23 protein-coding genes are annotated in these 20090 nt (G+C 69.3%); 3 read left to right on the top strand and 20 right to left on the bottom strand.

The features are described from left to right. Positions 1-29 precede the first annotated feature (29 nt). The 13 genes from nuoK to ABT294_RS08285 form a co-directional block, all read right to left on the bottom strand. On the bottom strand, positions 30-275 hold the full coding sequence (gene nuoK, locus ABT294_RS08225; RefSeq protein ID WP_235994921.1) for an NADH-quinone oxidoreductase subunit NuoK: 246 nt from the start codon (positions 273-275) through the stop codon (positions 30-32). A 47-nt stretch (positions 276-322) separates the two neighbouring features. Next, entirely contained in the window at positions 323-1096 is a 774-nt protein-coding gene (locus ABT294_RS08230; protein ID WP_350804408.1) for an NADH-quinone oxidoreductase subunit J, read from the bottom strand. After that, positions 1089-1604: an NADH-quinone oxidoreductase subunit NuoI gene (nuoI, locus tag ABT294_RS08235; protein ID WP_350804409.1), complete on the bottom strand. Its 516-nt coding sequence runs from the start codon at positions 1602-1604 to the stop codon at positions 1089-1091. The genes ABT294_RS08230 and nuoI overlap by 8 nt, the downstream gene beginning before the upstream one ends. Beyond that, complete coding sequence (nuoH, locus tag ABT294_RS08240; protein ID WP_350804410.1) at positions 1591-2943, bottom strand: NADH-quinone oxidoreductase subunit NuoH; 1353 nt, start codon at positions 2941-2943, stop codon at positions 1591-1593. Before nuoH ends, nuoI begins: the two co-directional genes overlap by 14 nt. After that, complete coding sequence (locus tag ABT294_RS08245) at positions 2940-5315, bottom strand: NADH-quinone oxidoreductase subunit G (protein ID WP_350804411.1); 2376 nt, start codon at positions 5313-5315, stop codon at positions 2940-2942. The genes nuoH and ABT294_RS08245 overlap by 4 nt, the downstream gene beginning before the upstream one ends. Next, positions 5312-6601 carry an NADH-quinone oxidoreductase subunit NuoF gene (gene nuoF / locus ABT294_RS08250; protein ID WP_350804412.1) on the bottom strand — a complete coding sequence of 430 codons (1290 nt, stop codon included), beginning with the start codon at positions 6599-6601 and terminating at the stop codon, positions 5312-5314. Before nuoF ends, ABT294_RS08245 begins: the two co-directional genes overlap by 4 nt. Then, complete coding sequence (gene nuoE / locus ABT294_RS08255; RefSeq protein ID WP_350804413.1) at positions 6598-7254, bottom strand: NADH-quinone oxidoreductase subunit NuoE; 657 nt, start codon at positions 7252-7254, stop codon at positions 6598-6600. Before nuoE ends, nuoF begins: the two co-directional genes overlap by 4 nt. Further along, a complete protein-coding gene (locus ABT294_RS08260; RefSeq protein ID WP_350804414.1) occupies positions 7251-8576 on the bottom strand; it encodes an NADH-quinone oxidoreductase subunit D in 1326 nt (441 codons plus the stop codon). Before ABT294_RS08260 ends, nuoE begins: the two co-directional genes overlap by 4 nt. Next, the gene (locus tag ABT294_RS08265) at positions 8573-9250 is read right to left on the bottom strand and encodes an NADH-quinone oxidoreductase subunit C (protein ID WP_350804416.1); all 678 of its coding nucleotides are present in this window, start codon (positions 9248-9250) and stop codon (positions 8573-8575) included. Before ABT294_RS08265 ends, ABT294_RS08260 begins: the two co-directional genes overlap by 4 nt. After that, a complete protein-coding gene (locus ABT294_RS08270; protein ID WP_350804417.1) occupies positions 9247-9798 on the bottom strand; it encodes a NuoB/complex I 20 kDa subunit family protein in 552 nt (183 codons plus the stop codon). Before ABT294_RS08270 ends, ABT294_RS08265 begins: the two co-directional genes overlap by 4 nt. Before the next feature lie 2 nt (positions 9799-9800). Then, positions 9801-10196 (bottom strand): NADH-quinone oxidoreductase subunit A, encoded by a 396-nt coding sequence (locus ABT294_RS08275; protein WP_350804418.1) that lies wholly within the window; start codon positions 10194-10196, stop codon positions 9801-9803. 76 nt (positions 10197-10272) lie between these two features. Continuing rightward, positions 10273-11526: a geranylgeranyl reductase family protein gene (locus ABT294_RS08280; protein WP_350804419.1), complete on the bottom strand. Its 1254-nt coding sequence runs from the start codon at positions 11524-11526 to the stop codon at positions 10273-10275. A 161-nt stretch (positions 11527-11687) separates the two neighbouring features. Then, positions 11688-12404, bottom strand: coding sequence for a demethylmenaquinone methyltransferase (locus ABT294_RS08285; RefSeq protein WP_350804420.1), 717 nt, complete (start codon positions 12402-12404; stop codon positions 11688-11690). Positions 12405-12482: 78 nt separating this feature from the next. Between ABT294_RS08285 and ABT294_RS08290 the strand changes: the two genes are divergently transcribed. Continuing rightward, a complete protein-coding gene (locus ABT294_RS08290; protein ID WP_350804421.1) occupies positions 12483-13673 on the top strand; it encodes a hypothetical protein in 1191 nt (396 codons plus the stop codon). On the opposite strand, the gene ABT294_RS08295 is transcribed toward ABT294_RS08290, so the two are convergent. Next, complete coding sequence (locus tag ABT294_RS08295) at positions 13670-13888, bottom strand: DUF4229 domain-containing protein (RefSeq protein WP_350804422.1); 219 nt, start codon at positions 13886-13888, stop codon at positions 13670-13672. The two genes, ABT294_RS08290 and ABT294_RS08295, sit on opposite strands and share 4 nt — an antisense overlap. A gap of 255 nt (positions 13889-14143) precedes the next feature. Between ABT294_RS08295 and ABT294_RS08300 the strand changes: the two genes are divergently transcribed. Further along, positions 14144-14365, top strand: coding sequence for a BldC family transcriptional regulator (locus tag ABT294_RS08300; RefSeq protein WP_181616591.1), 222 nt, complete (start codon positions 14144-14146; stop codon positions 14363-14365). A 67-nt stretch (positions 14366-14432) separates the two neighbouring features. On the opposite strand, the gene ABT294_RS08305 is transcribed toward ABT294_RS08300, so the two are convergent. Together ABT294_RS08305 and ABT294_RS08310 are read right to left on the bottom strand one after the other, a co-directional pair. Continuing rightward, complete coding sequence (locus ABT294_RS08305; protein ID WP_350804424.1) at positions 14433-14675, bottom strand: hypothetical protein; 243 nt, start codon at positions 14673-14675, stop codon at positions 14433-14435. Positions 14676-14685: 10 nt separating this feature from the next. Next, complete coding sequence (locus ABT294_RS08310; protein WP_350804425.1) at positions 14686-15630, bottom strand: hypothetical protein; 945 nt, start codon at positions 15628-15630, stop codon at positions 14686-14688. Positions 15631-15778: 148 nt separating this feature from the next. Between ABT294_RS08310 and ABT294_RS08315 the strand changes: the two genes are divergently transcribed. Further along, positions 15779-16078 (top strand): PLD nuclease N-terminal domain-containing protein, encoded by a 300-nt coding sequence (locus ABT294_RS08315; protein ID WP_350804426.1) that lies wholly within the window; start codon positions 15779-15781, stop codon positions 16076-16078. A gap of 71 nt (positions 16079-16149) precedes the next feature. On the opposite strand, the gene ccsB is transcribed toward ABT294_RS08315, so the two are convergent. Genes ccsB through ABT294_RS08335 form a run of 4 tightly spaced genes read right to left on the bottom strand, consistent with a single transcriptional unit; the run spans position 16150 to position 20042 of the window. Next, the gene (gene ccsB / locus ABT294_RS08320; RefSeq protein ID WP_350804427.1) at positions 16150-17205 is read right to left on the bottom strand and encodes a c-type cytochrome biogenesis protein CcsB; all 1056 of its coding nucleotides are present in this window, start codon (positions 17203-17205) and stop codon (positions 16150-16152) included. Then, positions 17195-18760 (bottom strand): cytochrome c biogenesis protein ResB, encoded by a 1566-nt coding sequence (resB, locus tag ABT294_RS08325; protein WP_350804428.1) that lies wholly within the window; start codon positions 18758-18760, stop codon positions 17195-17197. Before resB ends, ccsB begins: the two co-directional genes overlap by 11 nt. Beyond that, entirely contained in the window at positions 18761-19483 is a 723-nt protein-coding gene (locus tag ABT294_RS08330; protein WP_350804429.1) for a cytochrome c biogenesis CcdA family protein, read from the bottom strand. It lies immediately after the preceding gene. Further along, the gene (locus ABT294_RS08335) at positions 19476-20042 is read right to left on the bottom strand and encodes a TlpA family protein disulfide reductase (RefSeq protein WP_350804430.1); all 567 of its coding nucleotides are present in this window, start codon (positions 20040-20042) and stop codon (positions 19476-19478) included. The genes ABT294_RS08330 and ABT294_RS08335 overlap by 8 nt, the downstream gene beginning before the upstream one ends. Positions 20043-20090: the final 48 nt, after the last annotated feature.

Below are 20090 nucleotides of genomic sequence, written 5' to 3' on the forward strand. Positions count from 1 at the left end.
TCTCAACAGGAGATTCCACCAGTCACCTCTTAGTACTTCAGCAGGTTGGCGTCGTCGACGGACGCGGACCTGCGGGTTCGGAAGATCGTCACGATGATGGCCAGGCCGACGACGACCTCGGCCGCGGCCACCACCATCACGAAGAACGCGATGATCTGGCCTTCGAGGTTGCCGTTCTGCCGGGCGAAGGTGACGAACGCGAGGTTGCAGGCGTTGAGCATGAGCTCGACGCACATGAACACCACGATCGCGTTGCGCCGGATCAGCACGCCCATCGCGCCGATGGCGAACAGCAGGCCCGACAGGACGAGGTACTGGGTCGTCACTTGGACTCCTCCTCAACCGACTCGGCCGACTCGACCGAGTGCTTGATGGCCTCGGCGAGCTTGGCGTCCTCGGGAAGGTGGCCCTTCTCTACGTCGAACCGCGCGATGTAGCGGTTGACCGAGGCCTCCGAGACCGACCCGTCGGGCAGCAGCGCCGGCATGTCGATGGCGTTGTTCCTGGCGTAGGTGCCGGGGCCGGGCAGCGCCGGACGGCCGGTGACGAACCGCTCCCGGGCCAGGTCCTTCTGCGAGGGCCTGGCGGTGAGCCGCTCGCGGTGTGCCAGCACCATCGCGCCGAGCGCGGCCGTGATCAGCAGCGCCGAGGTGATCTCGAACGCGAACACGTACTTGGTGAACAGGAGCAGCGCCAGCGACCGGACGTAGCCGCCCTGCTGGGTGGCCGCGGCGAGCCCGGTCGGGGCGGTGAAGATCGCGTTGCCGAAGGCCAGGACGACCAGGACCGCGAAGCCGATGGCGGCGACCGCGGCCCAGAAGCGCTGCCCTCTCAGCGTCTCGACCAGCGAGTCGGACGAGTCGACGCCGACCAGCATGAGCACGAACAGGAAGAGCATCATGACGGCGCCCGTGTAGACGATGATCTGCACGGCGGCGAGGAACGGCGCGTCCTGCACGGCGTAGAGGACGGCGAGGCAGAGCATCACCGTGCCGAGCATCAGCGCGGAGTAGACGGCCTTCCGGTTGAAGACCATGCCGAGTGCCGCGCCGACCGAGACCACGGCGAGCACCCAGAATGTGATGGTCTCACCCATTGGTCCGTCCCAGCCGGTAGTAGTCCTCTTCCGTCTCTCCGAGGCGCATGGGGTGCGGCGGCTGCTCCATGCCCTGGGTCAGCGGCGCGAGGAGCATCTCCTTGGTGTAGATCAGGCTCTCGCGGTTGGTGTCGGCGAGCTCGTACTCGTTCGTCATGGTGAGCGCGCGAGTCGGGCACGCCTCGATGCACAGCCCGCAGAGGATGCACCGCAGGTAGTTGATCTGGTACGTCCTGCCGTACCGCTCACCGGGCGAGAAGCGCTCTTCCTCGGTGTTGTCGGCGCCCTCGACGTAGATGGCGTCGGCGGGGCAGGCCCAGGCGCACAGCTCGCAGCCGACGCACTTCTCCAGCCCGTCGGGCCAGCGGTTGAGCTGGTGACGACCGTGGAAGCGAGGAGCCGTCGGCTTCTTGACCTCCGGGTAGTTCGTCGTGACGGGCTTCTTGAACATGGTGTGGAAGGTGACGCCGAAGCCCTTGACGGGGTTCAGCCAATCAGTTAGTCCCACTGGGAACCTCCTTGTGCTGCACCCCGTGGTAGTGCGGCAGGTCGAGCGGCGGCACCGGGAAGCCGCCGGCCGTTGGCTCGATGGACAGTTCCTCGAACTCCGCCTCGATCTCGGCCTTCCTGGCTTCCTTGCGGCGCTGGTTCACGGTGTCGAACCGGGCCCAGATGCCGAGCGCGCAGATGACCACGATCGCGGTGATGGTCAGGACGGCGCCCATGTGGTCCTGGAAGCCCGCCTCGCCGTTCCTGGCGTACATGACGGCCCTGACGGCGGCCACGAGCATGATCCAGGCCAGGTTGAGCGGGATGAGGACCTTCCAGCCGAGCTTCATCAGCTGGTCGTAGCGGACGCGGGGCAGCGACGCGCGCACCCACACCACGAAGCAGAACACCACCACGAACTTGATGAAGAACCACAGCAGCGGCCACCAGCCCTCGTTGGCCCCCGCCCAGAGCGAGATCGGGAACGGCGCCCGCCACCCGCCGAGGAACAGCGTGATGGCCATCGCCGAGGCGATGAACGTGTGCAGGTACTCGCCCATCATGATCAGGGCGAACTTCAGCGACGAGGAGTACTCGGTCTGGAAGCCGCCGACCAGCTCGCCCTCGCCCTCGGGCAGGTCGAACGGGATACGCGCGGCCTCACCGAACGCGCAGACCACGTAGATCAGGAACGACGGCAGCAGCAGCACGACGTACCACGACGGCATCGAGATCCCGAAGAACTCGCCGCCCGACGCCTGCGCCTTCACGATCTCGGACGTCGACAGCGTCCCTGCGAACAGGAACACCCCGACGAACGACAGGCCCATCGCGATCTCGTACGAGACCACCTGCGCGGCCGACCGCAGCCCGCCGAGCAGCGCGTACGGCGAGCGCGACGACCATCCGGCGAGCACCACCCCGTACACCGAGATGGCGCCCATGGCCAGCATGAACAGCACGGCTACCGGCAGGTCGACCAGCTGCAGCGGCGTCTGCACGCCGAACAGGTTCACCATCGGCCCGAACGGGGTGATCGAGAAGGCCAGGAAGGCCGGGATCACCATGATGACCGGGGCGAGCAGGTAGAGCACCTTGTCGACGGTCCGCGGGAACAGGTCTTCCTTCAGGCCCATCTTCAGACCATCGGCCACCGATTGCAGCAGGCCGAACTTGCCCGCCCGGTTGGGGCCGTAGCGGTTCTGCATCCTGGAGATGAGCTTGCGCTCGAACCAGACGCCGAACAGGATGCACAGCATCAGGAAGACGAACAGCAGCACGGCCTTGATGATGGTGATCCAGAGCGGGTCCTTGCCGAAGTCGGCGAGGGTCGGATCGGCCGCGAGAACGTGGATCATGAGGCGCTCCCGATCGTGACGATGTCGCCAGCCACCGCGCGCAGGTCGCGGGTGACCGAGCAGCCGCCGGAGTTCGCGGGCACCCAGACCACGCGGTCGGGCAGGTCCGCGACACGGACGGGCAGGGTCACGGTGCCGCCGACGACGACCTTGTCGCCGTCGGTGACGCCGATCTCCGCGGCCGTGCTCTCGGACAGCAGCGCCTCGGCGGCGCGGGCGGTGCCCGCGAGGTATGGTTCGCCGTCCTGCAGCCGGCCGTCGTCGAGCAGCAGGTGCCAGGTCGCCAGCAGGGCCTCGCCCGTGGCGGGGGCGGGCACCGAGCGGGTGGCGGTGCTGGGCGCGGCGATGCGGGTGCCGCGCCAGGAGCCGAGGCTGCTCAGCTCTCGGCGGGCGGCCTTGGCATCGGGCAGGGCCAGGTGGACGTCCATGCGGTCGGCCAGGCTGCCGACGACCGCGAGGTCGCTCTGCAGGCCGGGCACCCTGAGCGGCGCGTCGAAGGAGCGACCGCGGCCCTCCCAGTTGACGAACGTGCCGGCCTTCTCCTGGACGGCGGCGACCGGCAGGACCACGTCGGCCCTGTCGGTGACGGCGCTGGCCCGGATCTCCAGGCTGACGATGAACGGCGTGTGCTCCAGCGCGTCGAGCGCGGCGGCGGGATCGGGCAGGTCGTACGGGTCGACCCCGGCCACGACCAGCGCGTCGAGCTCTCCGTCGCGGGCCGCGGCGAGGATGCCCGCCGTGTCGCGGCCGGGCGTGCCGGGCAGCGAGGTGACGTTCCACACCCGGGCCACCTCGGCCCTGGCGGTCTCGTCGTCGACCGGGCGGCCGATCGGCAGCAGGTTGGGCAGCGCGCCCGCCTCGACGGCGCCCCGCTCCCCTGCCCTGCGCGGGGCCCAGGCGATCCTGGCGCCCGACGCGGCGCTGAGCCGCACCAGCGCCGACAGCGCGCCGGGGACGGTGGCGAGCCGCTCACCGGCGAGCACGATCGTGCCCTCGGCGAGCGAGCCGACGAGGTCGCCGATCGCGTCGGCCTCGGCGCCCGGCGCGGTGCGGATGAGCGTGCCGCCCATCTTGGCCAGGCCGTTGGTGGCGAACGGCGCGATCGCGGTGACCTTGAGGCCCTTCTTCATCCAGGCCTTGCGCAGGCGCAGGAAGACGATGGGCGACTCCTCCTCGGGCTCGAACCCGACGAGCAGGACGGCGGGCGCGTTCTCCAGCTCGGTGTAGGAGATCTCGATGCCTCTGCCGGCCACCGCGTGCGCCAGGAACTGCGCCTCCTCGGCGGAGTGCGGCCTGGAGCGGAAGTCGATGTCGTTGCTGCCGAGGGCGAGCCTGGCGAACTTCGCGTACGCGTACGCGTCCTCGACCGTGACCCTGCCGCCGACCAGCACGCCGGCCTTGCCGCGGGCGGCGGCGAGGCCCTGCGCGGCGACGCTGAGCGCCTCCGGCCAGGAGGCGGGCTCGAGCACGCCCTCCTCGTTGCGGACCAGCGGCGTCTTCAGCCGGTCGGGCTGCGTGGCGTAGGAGAACGCCCAGCGGCCCTTGTCGCAGTTCCACTCCTCGTTGACCAGGGGGTCGTTGCCCGCCAGGCGGCGGGTGACCCGGCCGCGCCGGTGGTCGGTGCGCATGCTGCACCCGGACGCGCAGTGCTCGCACGCGCTTGGCGTGGACACCAGGTCGAACGGGCGGGCCCGGAACCGGTAGGCGGCGCCGGTCAGCGCGCCGACCGGGCAGATCTGCACCGTGTTGCCGGAGAAGTAGGAGTCGAACGGCTTCCCGTCGGCGACGCCCACCTGCTCCTTGGCCCCGCGCTCGAAGAAGTCGATGAGCGGGTCACCGGCGATCTGGTCGGAGAAGCGGATGCAGCGCGCGCACTGGACGCAGCGCTCGCGGTCGAGCAGCACCTGGGTCGACAGCGGCAGCGGCTTGGGGAAGGTCCGCTTCTGCTCCTGGAACCTGGACTCGCCCTGGCCGTTCGACATGGCCTGGTTCTGCAGGGGGCACTCGCCGCCCTTGTCGCAGACCGGGCAGTCGAGCGGGTGGTTCATCAGCAGCAGCTCCATCGCCCCGCGCTGCGCCTTCTCGGCGACCGGCGAGGTGAGCTGGGTCTGCACCACCATGCCCTCGGCGACCTCGATCGCGCAGGACGGCTGCGGCTTGGGGAAGCCGCGCCCGTTGCCGGCGTCGGGGATGTCGACCAGGCACTGGCGGCAGTTGGCCGCCGGGTCGAGCAGCGGGTGGTCGCAGAACCGGGGGATCTGGATGCCCAGCAGCTCGGCGGCCCTGATGATGAGCGTGCCCTTGGGCACGCTCACCTGGAACCCGTCGATCGTCAGGGTCACCAGGGTGGTTTCGGTCTCAACAACGGTCACTGGTCACTCCAGAGAGTGGACTTCTTCGCGTCGAACGGGCAGCCGCCGATCTCGAAGTGCTTGAGGTACTCGTCGCGGAAGTACTTCACCGAGGAGTGGATCGGGCTGGTCGCACCGTCGCCGAGGGCGCAGAACGAACGGCCCAGGATGTTGTCGGCGATGTCGGTGATGGTGCCCAGGTCGTCCTCGGTGCCCTGTCCGGCTTCGAGCCGCTTGAGCACCTGCTTGAGCCAGTAGGTGCCCTCGCGGCACGGCGTGCACTTGCCGCACGACTCGTGCGCGTAGAACTCGGTCCAGCGCAGCACCGTGCGGACCACGCAGGTGGTCTCGTCGAAGATCTGCAGCGCGCGGGTGCCGAGCATGGAGCCCTTCGCGCCGACCGCCTCGAAGTCGAGCGGCACGTCCAGGTGCTCGTCGGTGAAGATCGGTGTGGACGAGCCGCCGGGGGTCCAGAACTTGATCCGGTGCCCCGCGCGGATCCCGCCCGCCATCGACAGCAGCTCGCGCAGCGTGATGCCGAGCGGCGCCTCGTACTGGCCGGGCCGGGTGACGTGCCCGCTCAGCGAGAAGATGCCGAAGCCCTTCGACTTCTCGGTGCCCATCCCGGCGAACCAGTCGGCCCCGTTGGCGATGATCGAGGGAACACTGGCCACAGATTCCACGTTGTTCACAACAGTCGGCGAGGCGTACAGGCCCGCCACGGCCGGGAAGGGGGGCTTGAGTCGCGGTTGACCTCTGAAGCCCTCCAGCGAGTCGAGCAGCGCCGTCTCCTCGCCGCAGATGTAGGCGCCCGCGCCGCTGTGCACGACCAGTTCGAGGTCGTAGCCGGAGCCGAAGATGTCGGCGCCGAGGTAGCCCTTCTCGTACGCCTCCCGCACGGCCGCGTGCAGCCGTCGGATGACGTGCAGCACCTCGCCGCGCACGTAGATGAAGGCGTGGTTGGCGCGGATCGCGTACGCGGTGATGATGACGCCCTCGACCAGCGAGTGCGGGTTGGCCATCATCAGCGGGATGTCCTTGCAGGTGCCCGGCTCCGACTCGTCGGCGTTGACGACGAGGTAGTGCGGCTTGCCGTCACCCTGCGGGATGAAGCCCCACTTCATGCCGGTCGGGAAGCCGGCGCCGCCGCGGCCGCGCAGGCCCGAGTCCTTGACGGCCTGGATCACGGCGTCGGGGTCCATGCCGAGCGCCTTCTTGGCCGCCTCGTACGGGCCGTAGCCGTCGAGGGTGAAGGAGTTGGGCAGGTCCCAGTTGGCGGTGAGGACCGGGGTAAGGGTGGTGCTCATGCCTCTGGGGCCTTCCATCCGTGGGCCTTGGCGACCTTGAGGCCCTCCAGCGAGGGGCCCGCGGCCGACGGGCCTTCACCCGCCAGCTCGTCGGGCAGGCCGGAGAGGACGCGGGAGGCCTCCTTGAAGGTGCACAGCTTCTTCGGGCCGCGGGTCGGCCGTACGTCCTTGCCGTCACGCAGGTCGTCGACGAGCTGCTTGGCCGACTCGGGGGTCTGGTTGTCGAAGAACTCCCAGTTGACCATCATGACGGGGGCGAAGTCGCAGGCCGCGTTGCACTCGAGGCGCTCCAGCGAGACCTTGCCGTCGGGGGTCGCCTCATCGTGACCGACGCCGACGTGCTCCGACAGCTCGTCCCAGATCTGGTCGCCGCCCATGACCGCGCACAGCGCGTTGATGCACACGCCGACGTGGTACTCGCCGACCGGCTTGCGCTTGTACATGGTGTAGAACGTGGCGACGCCGACGACCTCGGCCTTGCTCAGGCCCAGCATCTCCGCGCAGAACTCCTGCCCGGCGTCGGAGACGTGGCCGTCCTCCGACTGCACGAGGTGCAGCAGCGGCAGCAGGGCCGACCGCGCCTTGGGGTAACGGCCGATGATCTCCTTGGCGTCACGCTCGAGACGCTCCCGGACTTCCGGTGAGTAGGTCACCGGTCCACACCTCCCATGACGGGGTCGATAGATGCCACCGCGGCGATCACGTCGGCGACCTGCCCGCCCTCCGCCATGGCGGGGAAGCCCTGCAGGTTCGTGAAGGACGGCTCGCGGAAGTGGACGCGGTAGGGGCGGGTGCCGCCGTCGCTCACCACGTGCGCGCCGAGCTCGCCCTTGGGCGACTCGATCGAGGCGTACGCCTGCCCGGCGGGCACCCGGAACCCCTCGGTCACCAGCTTGAAGTGGTGGATGAGGGCCTCCATGGAGCTGCCCATGATGTGCGCGATGTGGTCGGGGGAGTTGCCGAAGCCGTCGGGGCCGAGCGCGAGCTGCGCGGGCCAGCCGATCTTCTTGTCCTCGATCATCACCGGGTCGCCCTTGAGCGGGCCGGCGATCCGGTCCAGGGCCTGCTCGATGATCTTGAGGGACTCCTCCATCTCCTTCATCCGGACCAGGTAGCGGGAGTACACGTCGCAGCCGCGCTCCGTCGCCACCTCGAACTCGTAGGTCTCGTAGCCGCAGTAGGGCTGCGACTTGCGAAGGTCCCACGGCAGGCCCGCGGAGCGCAGGATGGGGCCGGTGATGCCGAGCGCCATGCAGCCGGTGAGGTCGAGGTAGCCGACGTCCTTGGTGCGGCGCACGTAGACCGGGTTCGCGTCGAGGAGCTTGCGGATGTCCTTGATCCGCTTGGGCATCTCCTTGAGGAACTCGCCCACCTTGTCGACCGCGCCCGCGGGCAGGTCGACGCTGACGCCGCCCGGCCTGACGTAGGCGTGGTTCATCCGCAGCCCGGTGATGTACTCGAACAGGTCCATGATCATCTCGCGATCGCGGTACCCGAACAGGAACGGCGTGGTCGCGCCCAGCTCCATGCCGAACGTGCCCATCGCGACCAGGTGCGAGGAGATGCGGTTGAGCTCCATCATCATCACGCGGATGGCCTGCGCCCTGTCAGGGACGCGGTCCTCGATGCCGAGCAGCTTCTCGACGCCCATGCAGTAGGCGGTCTCGTTGAAGATCGGCGAGAGGTAGTCCATGCGGGTGACGAACGTGGTGCCCTGCGTCCACGTCCGGAACTCCATGTTCTTCTCGATGCCGGTGTGCAGGTAGCCGATGACGCTGCGCGCCTCGGTCACCGTCTCGCCGTCGAGGGTCAGCACCAGCCTGAGCACTCCGTGCGTCGACGGGTGCTGCGGGCCCATGTTGACGACCAGGCGCTCTTCCTCGGAGTCGCGGACCCCGGTGACGACCTCGTCCCAGTCGGCGCCGGTGACCGAGTACACCTTGCCTTCGGTCGCCTCGTCATAACCCGTTGTCACGAGTAGGACCTCCTCTGGTCGGGCGCGGGGATCGTGGCGCCGCGGTACTCGACCGGGATGCCGCCGAGCGGGTAGTCCTTGCGCTGCGGGTGACCGTCCCAGTCGTCCGGCATCATGATGCGGGTGAGCGCGGGGTGCCCGTCGAAAACGATTCCGAAGAAGTCGTACGTCTCGCGCTCATGCCAGTCGTGACCAGGGTAAACCCCGACGGTCGATGGAATGTGCGGGTCGGCGTCGGGCGCGCTCGTCTCGACGCGGACGCGCCGGTTGTGCGTGATCGAGCACAGGTGGATGACCGCGTGCAGCTCCTCGCCCACCAGGTGCGGGTAGTGCACGCCGGAGACGCCGAGCGAGAGCTCGAAGCGCAGCGCCGGGTCGTCGCGGAGCTTCTGGCAGACCTCGACCAGCCGCTCGCGCTTGACGTGCAGCGTCAGCTCGCCCCGGTCGACGACGACGCGCTCGATGGCGTCGTCGAGGCCGAGGGTGTCGACGAGCTCGTCGAAGTAGCCGCCGTAGGGGCGCGGCGTCGCCAGCTGGGGCGCCCGCCGGACGACGAGGCCGCCGTAGCCGGAGGTGTCGCCGGAGTCACTGGCGCCGAACATGCCGTGGCGGGCGACGGGGGTCTCGGGAACCTCGAGGGTCTCGGGAACCTCGGGGAGGTTGTCGGAGGTCACTTGGACACCCCCTGGTCGATCAGCGGCAGCGAGCGCAGCGCCTGCAGTTCGAGGTCGTCGATCTGCTTGGCCCGGTGCGCGCCGAACTTCATGTTCTGGATCTTGTCGTGCAGCTTCACGATCGCGTCGATCAGCATCTCCGGGCGCGGCGGGCAGCCGGGCAGGTAGATGTCGACAGGCACGATGTGGTCGACGCCCTGCACGATGGCGTAGTTGTTGAACATCCCGCCGCTGGACGCGCAGACGCCCATCGAGATGACCCACTTGGGCTCGGCCATCTGGTCGTAGATCTGCCGCAGGACGGGAGCCATCTTCTGCGACACGCGCCCGGCGACGATCATGAGGTCGGCCTGGCGGGGAGACGCCGAAGCGCGCTCCATGCCGAAGCGCGCCAGGTCGTAGTGCGGGCCACCGGTGGCCATCAGCTCGATGGCGCAGCAGGCGAGCCCGAACGTGGCCGGCCACACCGAGTTCTTGCGCGCCCACCCGGCGGCCTGCTCGACCGTGCTGAGGATGAACCCGCTGGGGAGTTTCTCTTCAAGTCCCATTTTCAGTCCCAGTCCAGACCCTTGCGACGCCAGACGTACGCGTACGCGACGAGCACGGTGACGATGAACAGGAGCATCTCGACGAGCGCGAACACCCCGAGACCCGAGGAGATCACGCTGCCCGCGTCGTTCTTGAGCGGCGCGAAGGAGACGGCCCACGGGTAAAGGAAGATGATCTCGATGTCGAACACGATGAAGAGCATCGCGGTGATCATGTATTTGAGCGGGAACCGTCCGCCACCGACCGGCTGGGGCGTCGGCTCGATGCCGCATTCGTAGGCGTCAAGCTTGGCGCGGTTCCAGCGCTTGGGACCGGTGAAGGGGGCGATGGCGACCGAGAAGATCGCGAAACCCCCCGCGAGAACGGCGAGCACCAGGATGGGCACGTACAGGTCCATCGCTACGCCTCCTCTGGAGTCGCCACGCGCGCGGGCGCGCAGCCAGATCTGTGAGTTTGCCGGGTGAGTGTGGGATTCATGCTGGTGGGGCGACCTTCGAGAGCGCGTTGATGATGAGGTCCGACGCATCGCCTCGCCGGTCGGTGAGGTTACCAAGGAGTTTGAGCGCGAAGCGCATCAGCCTGGGGTGAGGCAGCCCGTGCCTCGTCCCGAAGCTCATCACGCCCGGCTTCCCGATCGCCTCGACGAACCATCTGCCCAGGGTGAAATAGCCGCCGTAGGCGTCCTTGAGCACCCTCGGGTAGGTGCGCAGGATCCGCTCCCGCTGCGCGGCAGTGGTGTTCCTGAGCGCGTTCACGATGACCTCGGCCGCGATCTCACCCGTCTCCATGGCGTAGGCGATGCCCTCGCCGTTGAACGGGTTGATCGAACCGCCGGAGTCGCCGACGAGCATGAGGCCGCGCGTGTAGTGCGGCTGCCTGTTGAAGGCCATGGGGAGCGCGGCGCCCCGGATGGGGCCCGTCATGTTCTCCTCGGTGAAGCCCCAGTCGGCCGGCATGGCCCGGCACCACCGCTTCAGCAGGTCGCGGTAGTCGATGTTCTTGAACTGGGCGCTGGTGTTGAGCAGCCCGAGCCCCACGTTGGCGGTGCCGTCGCCGACGCCGAACACCCAGCCGTAGCCGGGCAGCAGCGTGTCGCCGTCCCACAGTTCGAGCCAGGTCTCGAGGTAGTCGTCGTCGTGGCGCGGGCTCTCGAAGTAGGTGCGCACGGCCACGCCCATCGGCCGGTCTTCCCGCTTGTGCAGCCCCATGCCCAGGGCCAGCCTGGTGCTGTTGCCGTCGGCGGCCACGACCAGCCGGGCGCGGTACTCCTGGCCGTTCTTGGTGGTCACGCCGACGATGTGACCGCTGCGGTCGTCCAGGATCGGGGACGTGACGGTGACGCCCTCCATCAGCCGCACGCCGTTCTTGACGGCGTTGGCCGCGACGATCTGGTCGAAGTCCTGGCGGGTGCGCACCAGCCCGAAGTCGGGGAAGCGTTCGAGCTTCGGCCAGTCGAGCTCGAACCTGTGGCCGCCGCCGACGACGCGCAGGCCCTTGTTCCTGATCCAGCCGGGAGCGTCGATGTCGACGCCCATCTGCAGCAACTGCTTGACCGCTCGGGGGGTCAGGCCGTCGCCGCACACCTTTTCCCGGGGGAACCGGGTCTTCTCCAGGAGCAGCACGTCGAGGCCGGCCTGAGCGAGGTAAAAGGCGGTTGCGGAACCGGCGGGACCGGCGCCGACGACGATGACGTCGGCGTCAGCCTGTATGGCTGTTGGCACGGTCACTGGACTGTCCTGTCCTACACGCTCGAAGGCCTCGGGGTGTCGCGCCTTCGTTCCTTTGTGAACCCCTTCACAAACTTGTCGGCCCGCAGTCTAACCCTTTTCCCGTACATAGTGGCAGTCGGGGGCATGTGCTTTGACCAAACAGAGGCCTGGCGAACCCGCTACGCTGGCTTGAACGCCCTGTGCATCGCCACGATGCCCATCGTGAGGTTGCGCCAGGCCACCCGCTCCCAGCCCGCCTTCTGGATCTCGCGGGCCAGCGTGGGCTGGTCGGGCCAGTCGCGGATCGACTCGGCCAGGTACTCGTAGGAGTCGTCGTTGGAGCCGAAGACCTTGGCCACCTTCGGCAGCAGCCGCATCAGGTACTCGCGGTAGACCAGGTCGAACGCGCCCCACGTGACGTGCGAGAACTCCAGGATCACCAGGCGCCCGCCCGGCCTGGTCACCCTCAGCATCTCGCGCAGCGCCTGCCCGGTGTCGTGCACGTTCCGCAGCGCCACCGAGATCGTCACCGCGTCGAAGGCGTCGTCGGCGAACGGCAGCCGCATCGCGTCACCCGCGACGAACGGGACACCCGGGCCGCTCAGCGCGTTGCCGCCGTGCCGCTGGACCCCGGTGCGGAGCATGCCGAGGGAGAAGTCCGACGCGATCGCGCGCGCGCCGAGCGTGGTGAAGGAGTCGGTGGACGTGCCCGTGCCCGCCCCCAGGTCGAGGACGACCTCGCCGGGGCCGGCGTCGACGGCGGCGGCCACCGCCTTGCGCCAGAAGCGCACCTGGCCCATCGAGATCACATCGTTCACCAGGTCGTAGCGGCGGGCTGTGCGATCGAACATCGCGGCGACCTCGCCGGGCTGCTTGTCCAACTGAGCGCGCGTCATGCCCCAAGCCTAGGGCTATCTCAGACAATCAACGGAAAGTAGCGGTACTGCTACGTAGTGTCTGCTAGAACTTGGCAAATGCTTGCGCATGCCACCCTTGCGGCGATCATCGCCATGGCGCCGACCGCGCACCCCCGCGTCGTCTCCGCCGATCCGGTCGACAACACCCCTCACGTCCTCGACGGCATCGTCAACGCCATCGCCCTGGTCGGCGGCACCGTCGTCGTCGGCGGCTCGTTCAGTGAGGTCGCCGACTCCGCCCGCACGACCACCTACGCCCGCGACAACCTGTTCGCCTACGACCTGGCCACCGGGCAGGTCCTGCCGGACTTCGCGCCGGACCTCGACGGCGCGGTGTACGGGCTCGCCTCGGGCGACGGCGGCTCCGTCTACGCGGGCGGCGACTTCTCCGGGGCGCTGACCCGGCTGAGCCTGGCCGACGGCTCGCCCGTCGCGGGCTTCGCGCCCGACGTCTCGGGCGGCACCGTCACCAGCCTGGCCAGGCAGGGCTCGCGGCTCTACGCGGGCGGCGACTTCACCAGGCCGCGCACGGCACTGGCCAGACTGGACGCCACCACGGGCGCCGCCGACCCGGGGTTCGCGATCACGCCGGGAGCGCCGCTGACCCCCAGGGTGAAGGTCAACGCGCTCGCGGTCTCCCGCGACCGACTGCTGGTCGACGGCTCGTTCACCACGCTCGGCGGCCGGTCGAGGCCCCAGGTCGGGCTGATCGACATCGGCGGCGCGACGGCCAAGGTGGCCGGCTGGCGCACCGAGGCGTACGTCCCGGCCTGTATGGGAACGTTCCCGTCGTACGTGCGCGGCCTGGACTTCGCGCCCGACAGCAGCTACTTCGTCGTCGTCACCACGGGCGGCCCCAAAGGGGGCGCCCGGCTGTGCGACAGCGCCGCCCGGTTCGAGACGTACGCCACGAGCCAGCAGGTCAAGCCCACGTGGGTGAACAAGACGGGGGGCGACTCGCTCTACTCGGTCGCGGTCACCGGCGCGGCGGTCTACGTCGGCGGGCACCAGCGGTGGCTGGACAATCCGCAGGGCCACGACTCGGCCGGGCCGGGGGCGGTGCCGCGCGAGGGGATCGGCGCCATTCACCCGCGCACGGGAAAGGCGCTGAGTTGGAATCCCGGACGAGAGCGCGGGATCGGGGTCAAGGCATTTCTGGCGCACAACGGCGGACTACTCGTTGGTAGCGACACAACGAGACTCGGACGGGAGTACCATGCCCGGATTGGCATGTTCCCCCTCCCCTAGTCGCCGTGCGGCTTCGGGTGGTTGATCTTGCCGCTGATACGTGTGCTCAAGGCGTCACGCTGCTTCGACAGCAGGACGTAGCTGGCTATCCCGCTGATCACGAAAGACACCAGGATCAGCACCGGGATGTATTGCATGCCAAGTAGGTACAGAACACCGAGGGTCACGAGAAACAGCCCGATCCGCGACGCGGTGTAAACGAGAACAGGACGCACAGGTCGAGGTTACTCGCCCGAGTGCACCGGTCGCTCTTCGCATCAGGCGCGAGCGCTGCTAGTGTTCCCAGTCAGGGAGTTTCGTAAAGAAACACCCACGAGAGCCCCAAAGAGGCTCTATCATATAACAATCGGGCAGTCAGCTGATAACAACCCGTGATCTTTGTCGAAAACCACGGATAAATCAGGCTTCGCTCGACACACTGGTACCTGTCCGCCCGCTGGCAGGAAGCGGGATGCGAGGGGGAGAGATTGGTGGAGAGTAGCAGCGAGCGTCTGCTGACCCCAGGAGAGGTTGCCGCCCTCTTCCGGGTAGATCCAAAGACGGTTACGCGCTGGGCTGCGGCAGGCCGCATCAGCAGTATCCGCACCCCCGGAGGGCACCGGCGCTTCCGCGAGTCGGAAGTGCACGCCCTTCTTCGAGGCGAGGACGTTCTTACGGCCGACAGGCCGACGGGTGAGTCCCCGCGAGTCTGACGTTCCGTCCAGCCGGTGATCCTGTAACCCAGGATCACCGCGGCGGGACCTCAACCGCTCGCGTGCCTCAAGCCTCGTCCTGGTCCGCTTTGAAGGCCAGGAACTCGCGCTCCAGGTCGTCGTTCTCCGCCTGCCAGCGCCGCTGCCGTTCGGCCAGCTCCTCCTCTGTCAGCGATTCGGGCAGCCATCTCGCGTAGTCGGGGTGGCCGGGTTCCAGTTCCAGGTACGCGTTGCCGATGAGACGCCCGTCTTCGCTGGTCAGGCTCTGCGGCACGCGCAGGGTCCCGTCAGCGAGCCGGATGACGTACATGGCCGATCACCTAGATTCCGTAGCGGCGGTTGAAGAACAGCATGACGTTGAGCGCCATCCGCGTGTCGCCGCCCAGCATGTCGACGAGCGCCGGACGCTGGCGTGAGGCGATCGCGGCGAACGCGTCGGCGAAGAACTCCTTGCGCCCCAGCCCACCCTGCTGCCGGTGGAACGCCGAGACCAGCAGGGGCATGGCCTGTTCGTAGAGTCTCACGAACTCCGGCGAGTCCGAGACCCAATCGCCGTATGCGGAGTCGACGTCGTCGATGGCGTGCCCGACCTCGTGCATCATCACGTCCGGCGTCGGGGAGGGCCGGTCGCCCACCACGATCTTGCGTTCGCCGTACGCTCCCGCGCAGACGTCCCAGGTGGCCCTGCCGGACGGGAGCGGGGCGCCGCGCAGGTACCCCATGTCGTCCAGGTCCGGTACGCCCCCGGCGCCGACGTAGATGCCCTTCAGCCCGTTGGCGAGCTTCTCCTTCAGCCCCTCGGGAAGCCTGGCGAGGCTCTCCACGGCCCGTACCACGTCGGCGGAGGGGGGACCCAGCCGGGCGTCCCACTGGCGGTGCAGGATGCTCTCCAGCCTCCCGCAGTGCCGTAACCCGTCGCCCCGCGGTGGGGCGTCCGGCGGGTTGGGCCGCGCCCTGGGCCGCGCGTCGTCCAGTTCGAAGTCCTGCCAGGTGTACTGCGGTCGCTCCGCCACGGCGGCGGACAGCCGCTCGGGCTTCTCAGGCCGCTCCCAGCGGGCGAGCCGTTCCTGGGGCCGTCCGGGCTCCCTGCGGCCCGTGCCCTCGGGACGGCGCTCAGGGGCCGCACCGGAGCCGTTGGCGCGGTCCAGGGACCAGAACGAGCGGTCGGCGTCGGGGGGCGCCTCTTTGCGGCGGGAGAAGAGGTACGACCCGCGCCGCCACCAACGACCCCGCCGATGGCGGCCCTTGTCGTTAGAAAACGCCATCGCACCCCTCAACGCCCGTGGCGCCCACACCCGAGACGTCCAGGCCGGGCAGGATTGTGTTCCACCGTACGACGCGGATGTATCCCAGTCATCTGAAATGGGGCATGAGGCCGACACGATCACGTCGCGGATGGCTTACAGTTCGGGCATGGCAGGTGTGCTAATCGGCCTGGCGCTGCTGGCCTTCTGGCTCTACTCGGTGTTCGACGTCATCACGACGCCCGAGGACGACGTGCGGAACGTGCCAAAGACGCTGTGGCTGCTGATCGTCGCCCTGGTCCCGCTGCTCGGTGGCATCTTCTGGCTGATGCACGGCCGTCCCCACGGCCCGCGCGAAGCCTGGCAGGCGCAGCGGCAGCCCGCGTCGAGGCAGCCCGCTCCCAAGGGCCCCGACGACGACCCCGACTTCCTCCGCGACCTCGACCGCCGGATGCGCGGCGAGGACTGACTCCGCACCGCGCGACGGCCGCCCGCCCCGCTGCTGGCGGGTGGCCGTGACGAACAGCGGGCCGGCCGCCTTTACGGCACGTCGGCGTAGCTGTGCAGACCGCCGAGGAAGATGTTCACGCCGACCAGGTTGAACAGCAGGCAGCCGAACGCGACGAGCTGCACGATCATGGCGGCCCGCCCGCGCCAGCCGGCGGTGGCCCTGGCGTGCAGGTAGGCGGCGTAGACGACCCAGGTGATGAAGGCCCAGACCTCCTTGGGGTCCCAGCCCCAGTAGCGGCCCCACGCCTTGTCGGCCCAGAGGGCGCCCGCGATGACGGCGAACGTCCAGATGGGGAAGGAGAGCACGATCGCGCGGTGCGCCACCCGCTCCAGATCCGTGCGGGCGGGCAGGCGCGACAGGCCGTCGCCGCGCAGCAGGTAGAGGATGCCCGCCACGGCGGCCAGGGTGAACAGCCCGCTCGACAGGATCGCCGCCGTGACGTGGATCGCCACCCAGTACGAGTTCAGTGCCGGCACCACGGGCCCGGCCGCCGTGTAGAGGACCTTGACCGCGAAGCCGAGCCCGAGCGTGGCCATGACCATGACGAACGGGCCCAGGAAGCGCACGTTCTGGCGGAGCTGGGTGGCGAGGAAGGCGGTCACCGCGGCGAAGGAGATCGCGACCACGAACTCGTACATGTTGGCCCACGGCCACCGGTCGACGGCCAGGCCGCGGGTGACGATGGCGCCGAGGTTCGCGGCCCAGCCGAGCCACCCGAGCGCGACGGCGACCTGCCCGGCCCTGGCCACCCAGCGCGGCGGCTCGACCTCGTGCGGCCCGTCGGTGGCGGGCACGCCGCCGGGCTCAGCCGGCAGCCCGGCGCCGCGCGCCGCACCGGCCGAGACCGACGCCCCGACCTTGACGGCGGCCTCCGTGGTCACGGCCTCCAGGGCCGCGTCCAGGGCGGCGCCGTCGGAGACCGCGGCGTCGGACGTGCTCGCCGGGACGGCGGCCCCTGCCGCGGTGTTGGTGCGGGCGCGCCCGAAGGCCAGCTCCGCGGCGAACGCAATCATGGAGAAGAGGTAGAGCAGTACGGCGGCGACGACGAACAGGTCGCTCAGCCCGGCCAGTTGCTCAGCGGACATCCTTGGCTCCTGCTGATAGGACCTTCACGATCTCGGCGAACTCCTCGGCGAAGCCCGCCGCGGAGCCCTCGGTGCGGGTCAGCCCGCCGGCTTCGGCCGTGCCGTCCTTGACCCGCACCCACACCCGGCGGCGGCGGATCATCAGCGACAGCGCGATGGCGATCACGGCTGTCGCGGCGGCGACCAGGGCGGGGACCCGCCCCGGGTCGTAGGCGATCTGGAGCGTCATCCACTCCTTGACCCCGGTGAACTGCAGTTTGCCCGCCCCTTGCGGCAGGTCGAGCGACTGCCCGACGGCGAGCGGCTTGGGCACGCTGGTACCCATGATCAGCGGCTTGAGTTTCTTCATCAGCTCGGGCGGCGCCAGCTCGTACGCCGAGCGCGGCTCGCCGGAACGCAGCCCCAGGTCGCCGGAGAAGGCCCCGAGGAGCTGCACCTCGGGGTTGAGCTCGCCGGGGAAGGCCGAGGCGTAGCTGCCGTCGGTGAGCCGCGCGCTGGTCGGCAGGAAGCGCAGCAGGAACCCCAGCTGGGACGGCTGCGCGTCAGGCGCCTTGACCACGCAGCCCGAGGTGAGCGTGGGCTTGTTCTCGACCAGGCAGGGCACCGGCCCGTCGAACGCGACCTGCCCCTTGCCGTCGGTGACCTTGAAGACGGGCGCGTAGCCGTGGCCGATCAGGTACGTCTGCGTGCCGTCGACCTCCAACGGCTCGTTCACCTTGAGCTCGTAGTCGCGGGCCGGCGCGCCCGGGGAGTCGTTGACCTTCAGAAAGGCGGAGTAGTCGAGCTCCTGGCCCCTCTTCTTCGGGTCGCCCCCCACCTGGTAGGTGGCCTTGAAGTCGGTCAGCTGGAACGAGAACGGCTCCAGCGACTCGGCCGACACCTGGCTGCCCGGGATGAACCGGTCGTAGGCGGCGACGGTGTTCGCGAACCCGTCGCCCTCGACGACCAGGACGTTGCCCCGGTAACCGAACAGCGAGCCGACGCCGACGGCGACCAGCAGCCCGAGCAGCGCGATGTGGAAGAACAGGTTGCCGGTCTCGCGCAGGTAGCCCTTCTCGGCGGCCACCCAGCCGTCGCCGACCTCGACGCGGAAGCGGAGCTTGCGCAGCCTGCGCGCGGCCTCCTCGACCGTCAGCGGCCCGTCGATCCGCGCGTGGTGCGGCAGCCGCGACAGGTTGCGCGGCGCGGCGGGGGGCCTGCGGCGCAGCTCGCGCAGGTAGGTCGCGGTGCGCGGGATGATGCAGCCGATCAGCGAGGTGAACAGCAGGAGGTAGATCGCGGCGAACCAGGGTGAGGTGAAGACCTCGAACAGCTGGAACCGGTCGTACCACTCGGCGAGCGTCGGGTCGGTCTGGTAGAGCCGGGCCACCTTGTCGGGTTCGACGCCGCGCTGCGGCACCAGCGAACCGGGCACGGACGCCAGCGCGAACAGGAAGAGCAGGATCAGCGCCGTCTTCATCGAGGTGAGCGTGCGCCAGCCCCAGCGCAGCCAGCCCACCACGCCCATACCGACCGGCTTGGACGTCTGCTCCTTGCGCAGTTCGTCGACGCTCAATCAGATCACCGGCCGGTACGTGCCGATGAGCCCCTGAAGGGTGGCGATCATCTCTCCCCAGAGTCCGGTCACGAGCAGGACCCCCACGGCCACCATCATCCCGCCGCCGATCCTGGTGATCAGCTGGGAGTGGCGGCGGATGACGCGGAAGGTCCGCAGCGCCTTGCTGTAGGCGAGCGCGGCGGCCACGAACGGCAGCCCGAGCCCCAGCGCGTACGCCACCGCGAGCAGGGCGCCGCGCGCGGCGCTGCCCTCGTTGAGGCCGAGCGCGAGCACGACGGCCAGGGTGGGCCCGATGCACGGGGTCCAGCCCAGTCCGAACACCACGCCGAGCAGCGGCGCGCCCGCCAGCCCGGCGTTCGGCAGCTTGTGGATCCGCACGTCGCGCATCAGCCCCGGCAGGACGCCGAGGAAGGCCAGCCCGAGCAGGATCGTCAGCACGCCGAGCACCCTGGTGATGACCTCGGCGTGGCCCAGCAGGACCGAGCCGAGCCCGCCGAACAGCGCGCCGCTGAGCACGAACACGGCCGCGAACCCGGCCACGAACAGCACCGCGCCGAGCACCAGCCGCCCGCGCTTGGGATCGGCGCTCATGCCGGTCACGTACGACAGGTAGCCGGGCACCAGCGGCAGCACGCACGGCGACAGGAACGACACCACCCCGGCGAGCACCGCGATGGGCACCGCCAGCAGCAGTGAGCCGGAGGCGACCACGTCATTCATCGCGGACCTTGGTGACGGTGTTCATCAGGTCGGTGTACTTGACCGCGCCGAGCGCCCTGGCGGCGACGCGCCCCTGCTTGTCGATGATCAGCGTGGACGGGATGGCCGCGGGCGGCACCGTGCCCTGGAAGGACAGCGCCACCTTGCCCGGCTGGTCGAAGATGTGCGGGTAACCGGTCTGCTCGGTGCGTTCGAACGCCTGCGCGTCGGCCTGGCGGTCCTTGAAGTCGACGCCGAGGAACTGCACGCCGCTCGCCTTGGTCTTGGCGGCGACCTCCTTCAGCACCGGCGCCTCGGCCCGGCACGGCCCGCACCAGGACGCCCAGAAGTTGAGCACCACGACCTTGCCCTTGTAGGCGGCCAGGGAGGCGTTGCCGCCGTCGAGGGTCGGCCCCTCCACGGCGGGTGCCGGCTTGCGGTCGGCCACGGTGAACACCTGCATCTTCCCGTCGCCCGCGACGAAGCGGGTGTCGCCCGCCTGCGGCTGGCCACCCTGGTTGCCCGCGCATCCGGCGAGCAGCACGCCCAGCAGGGCGAGGAAGACGAACTTCGCGCGCACGGAGGAAGATCTCCTTGTACTACAACCGGTAGAGCTTGTAACTCTACC

The organism is Nonomuraea sp. NPDC000554 (genome assembly GCF_040300065.1).
Lineage (GTDB): Bacteria > Actinomycetota > Actinomycetes > Streptosporangiales > Streptosporangiaceae > Nonomuraea.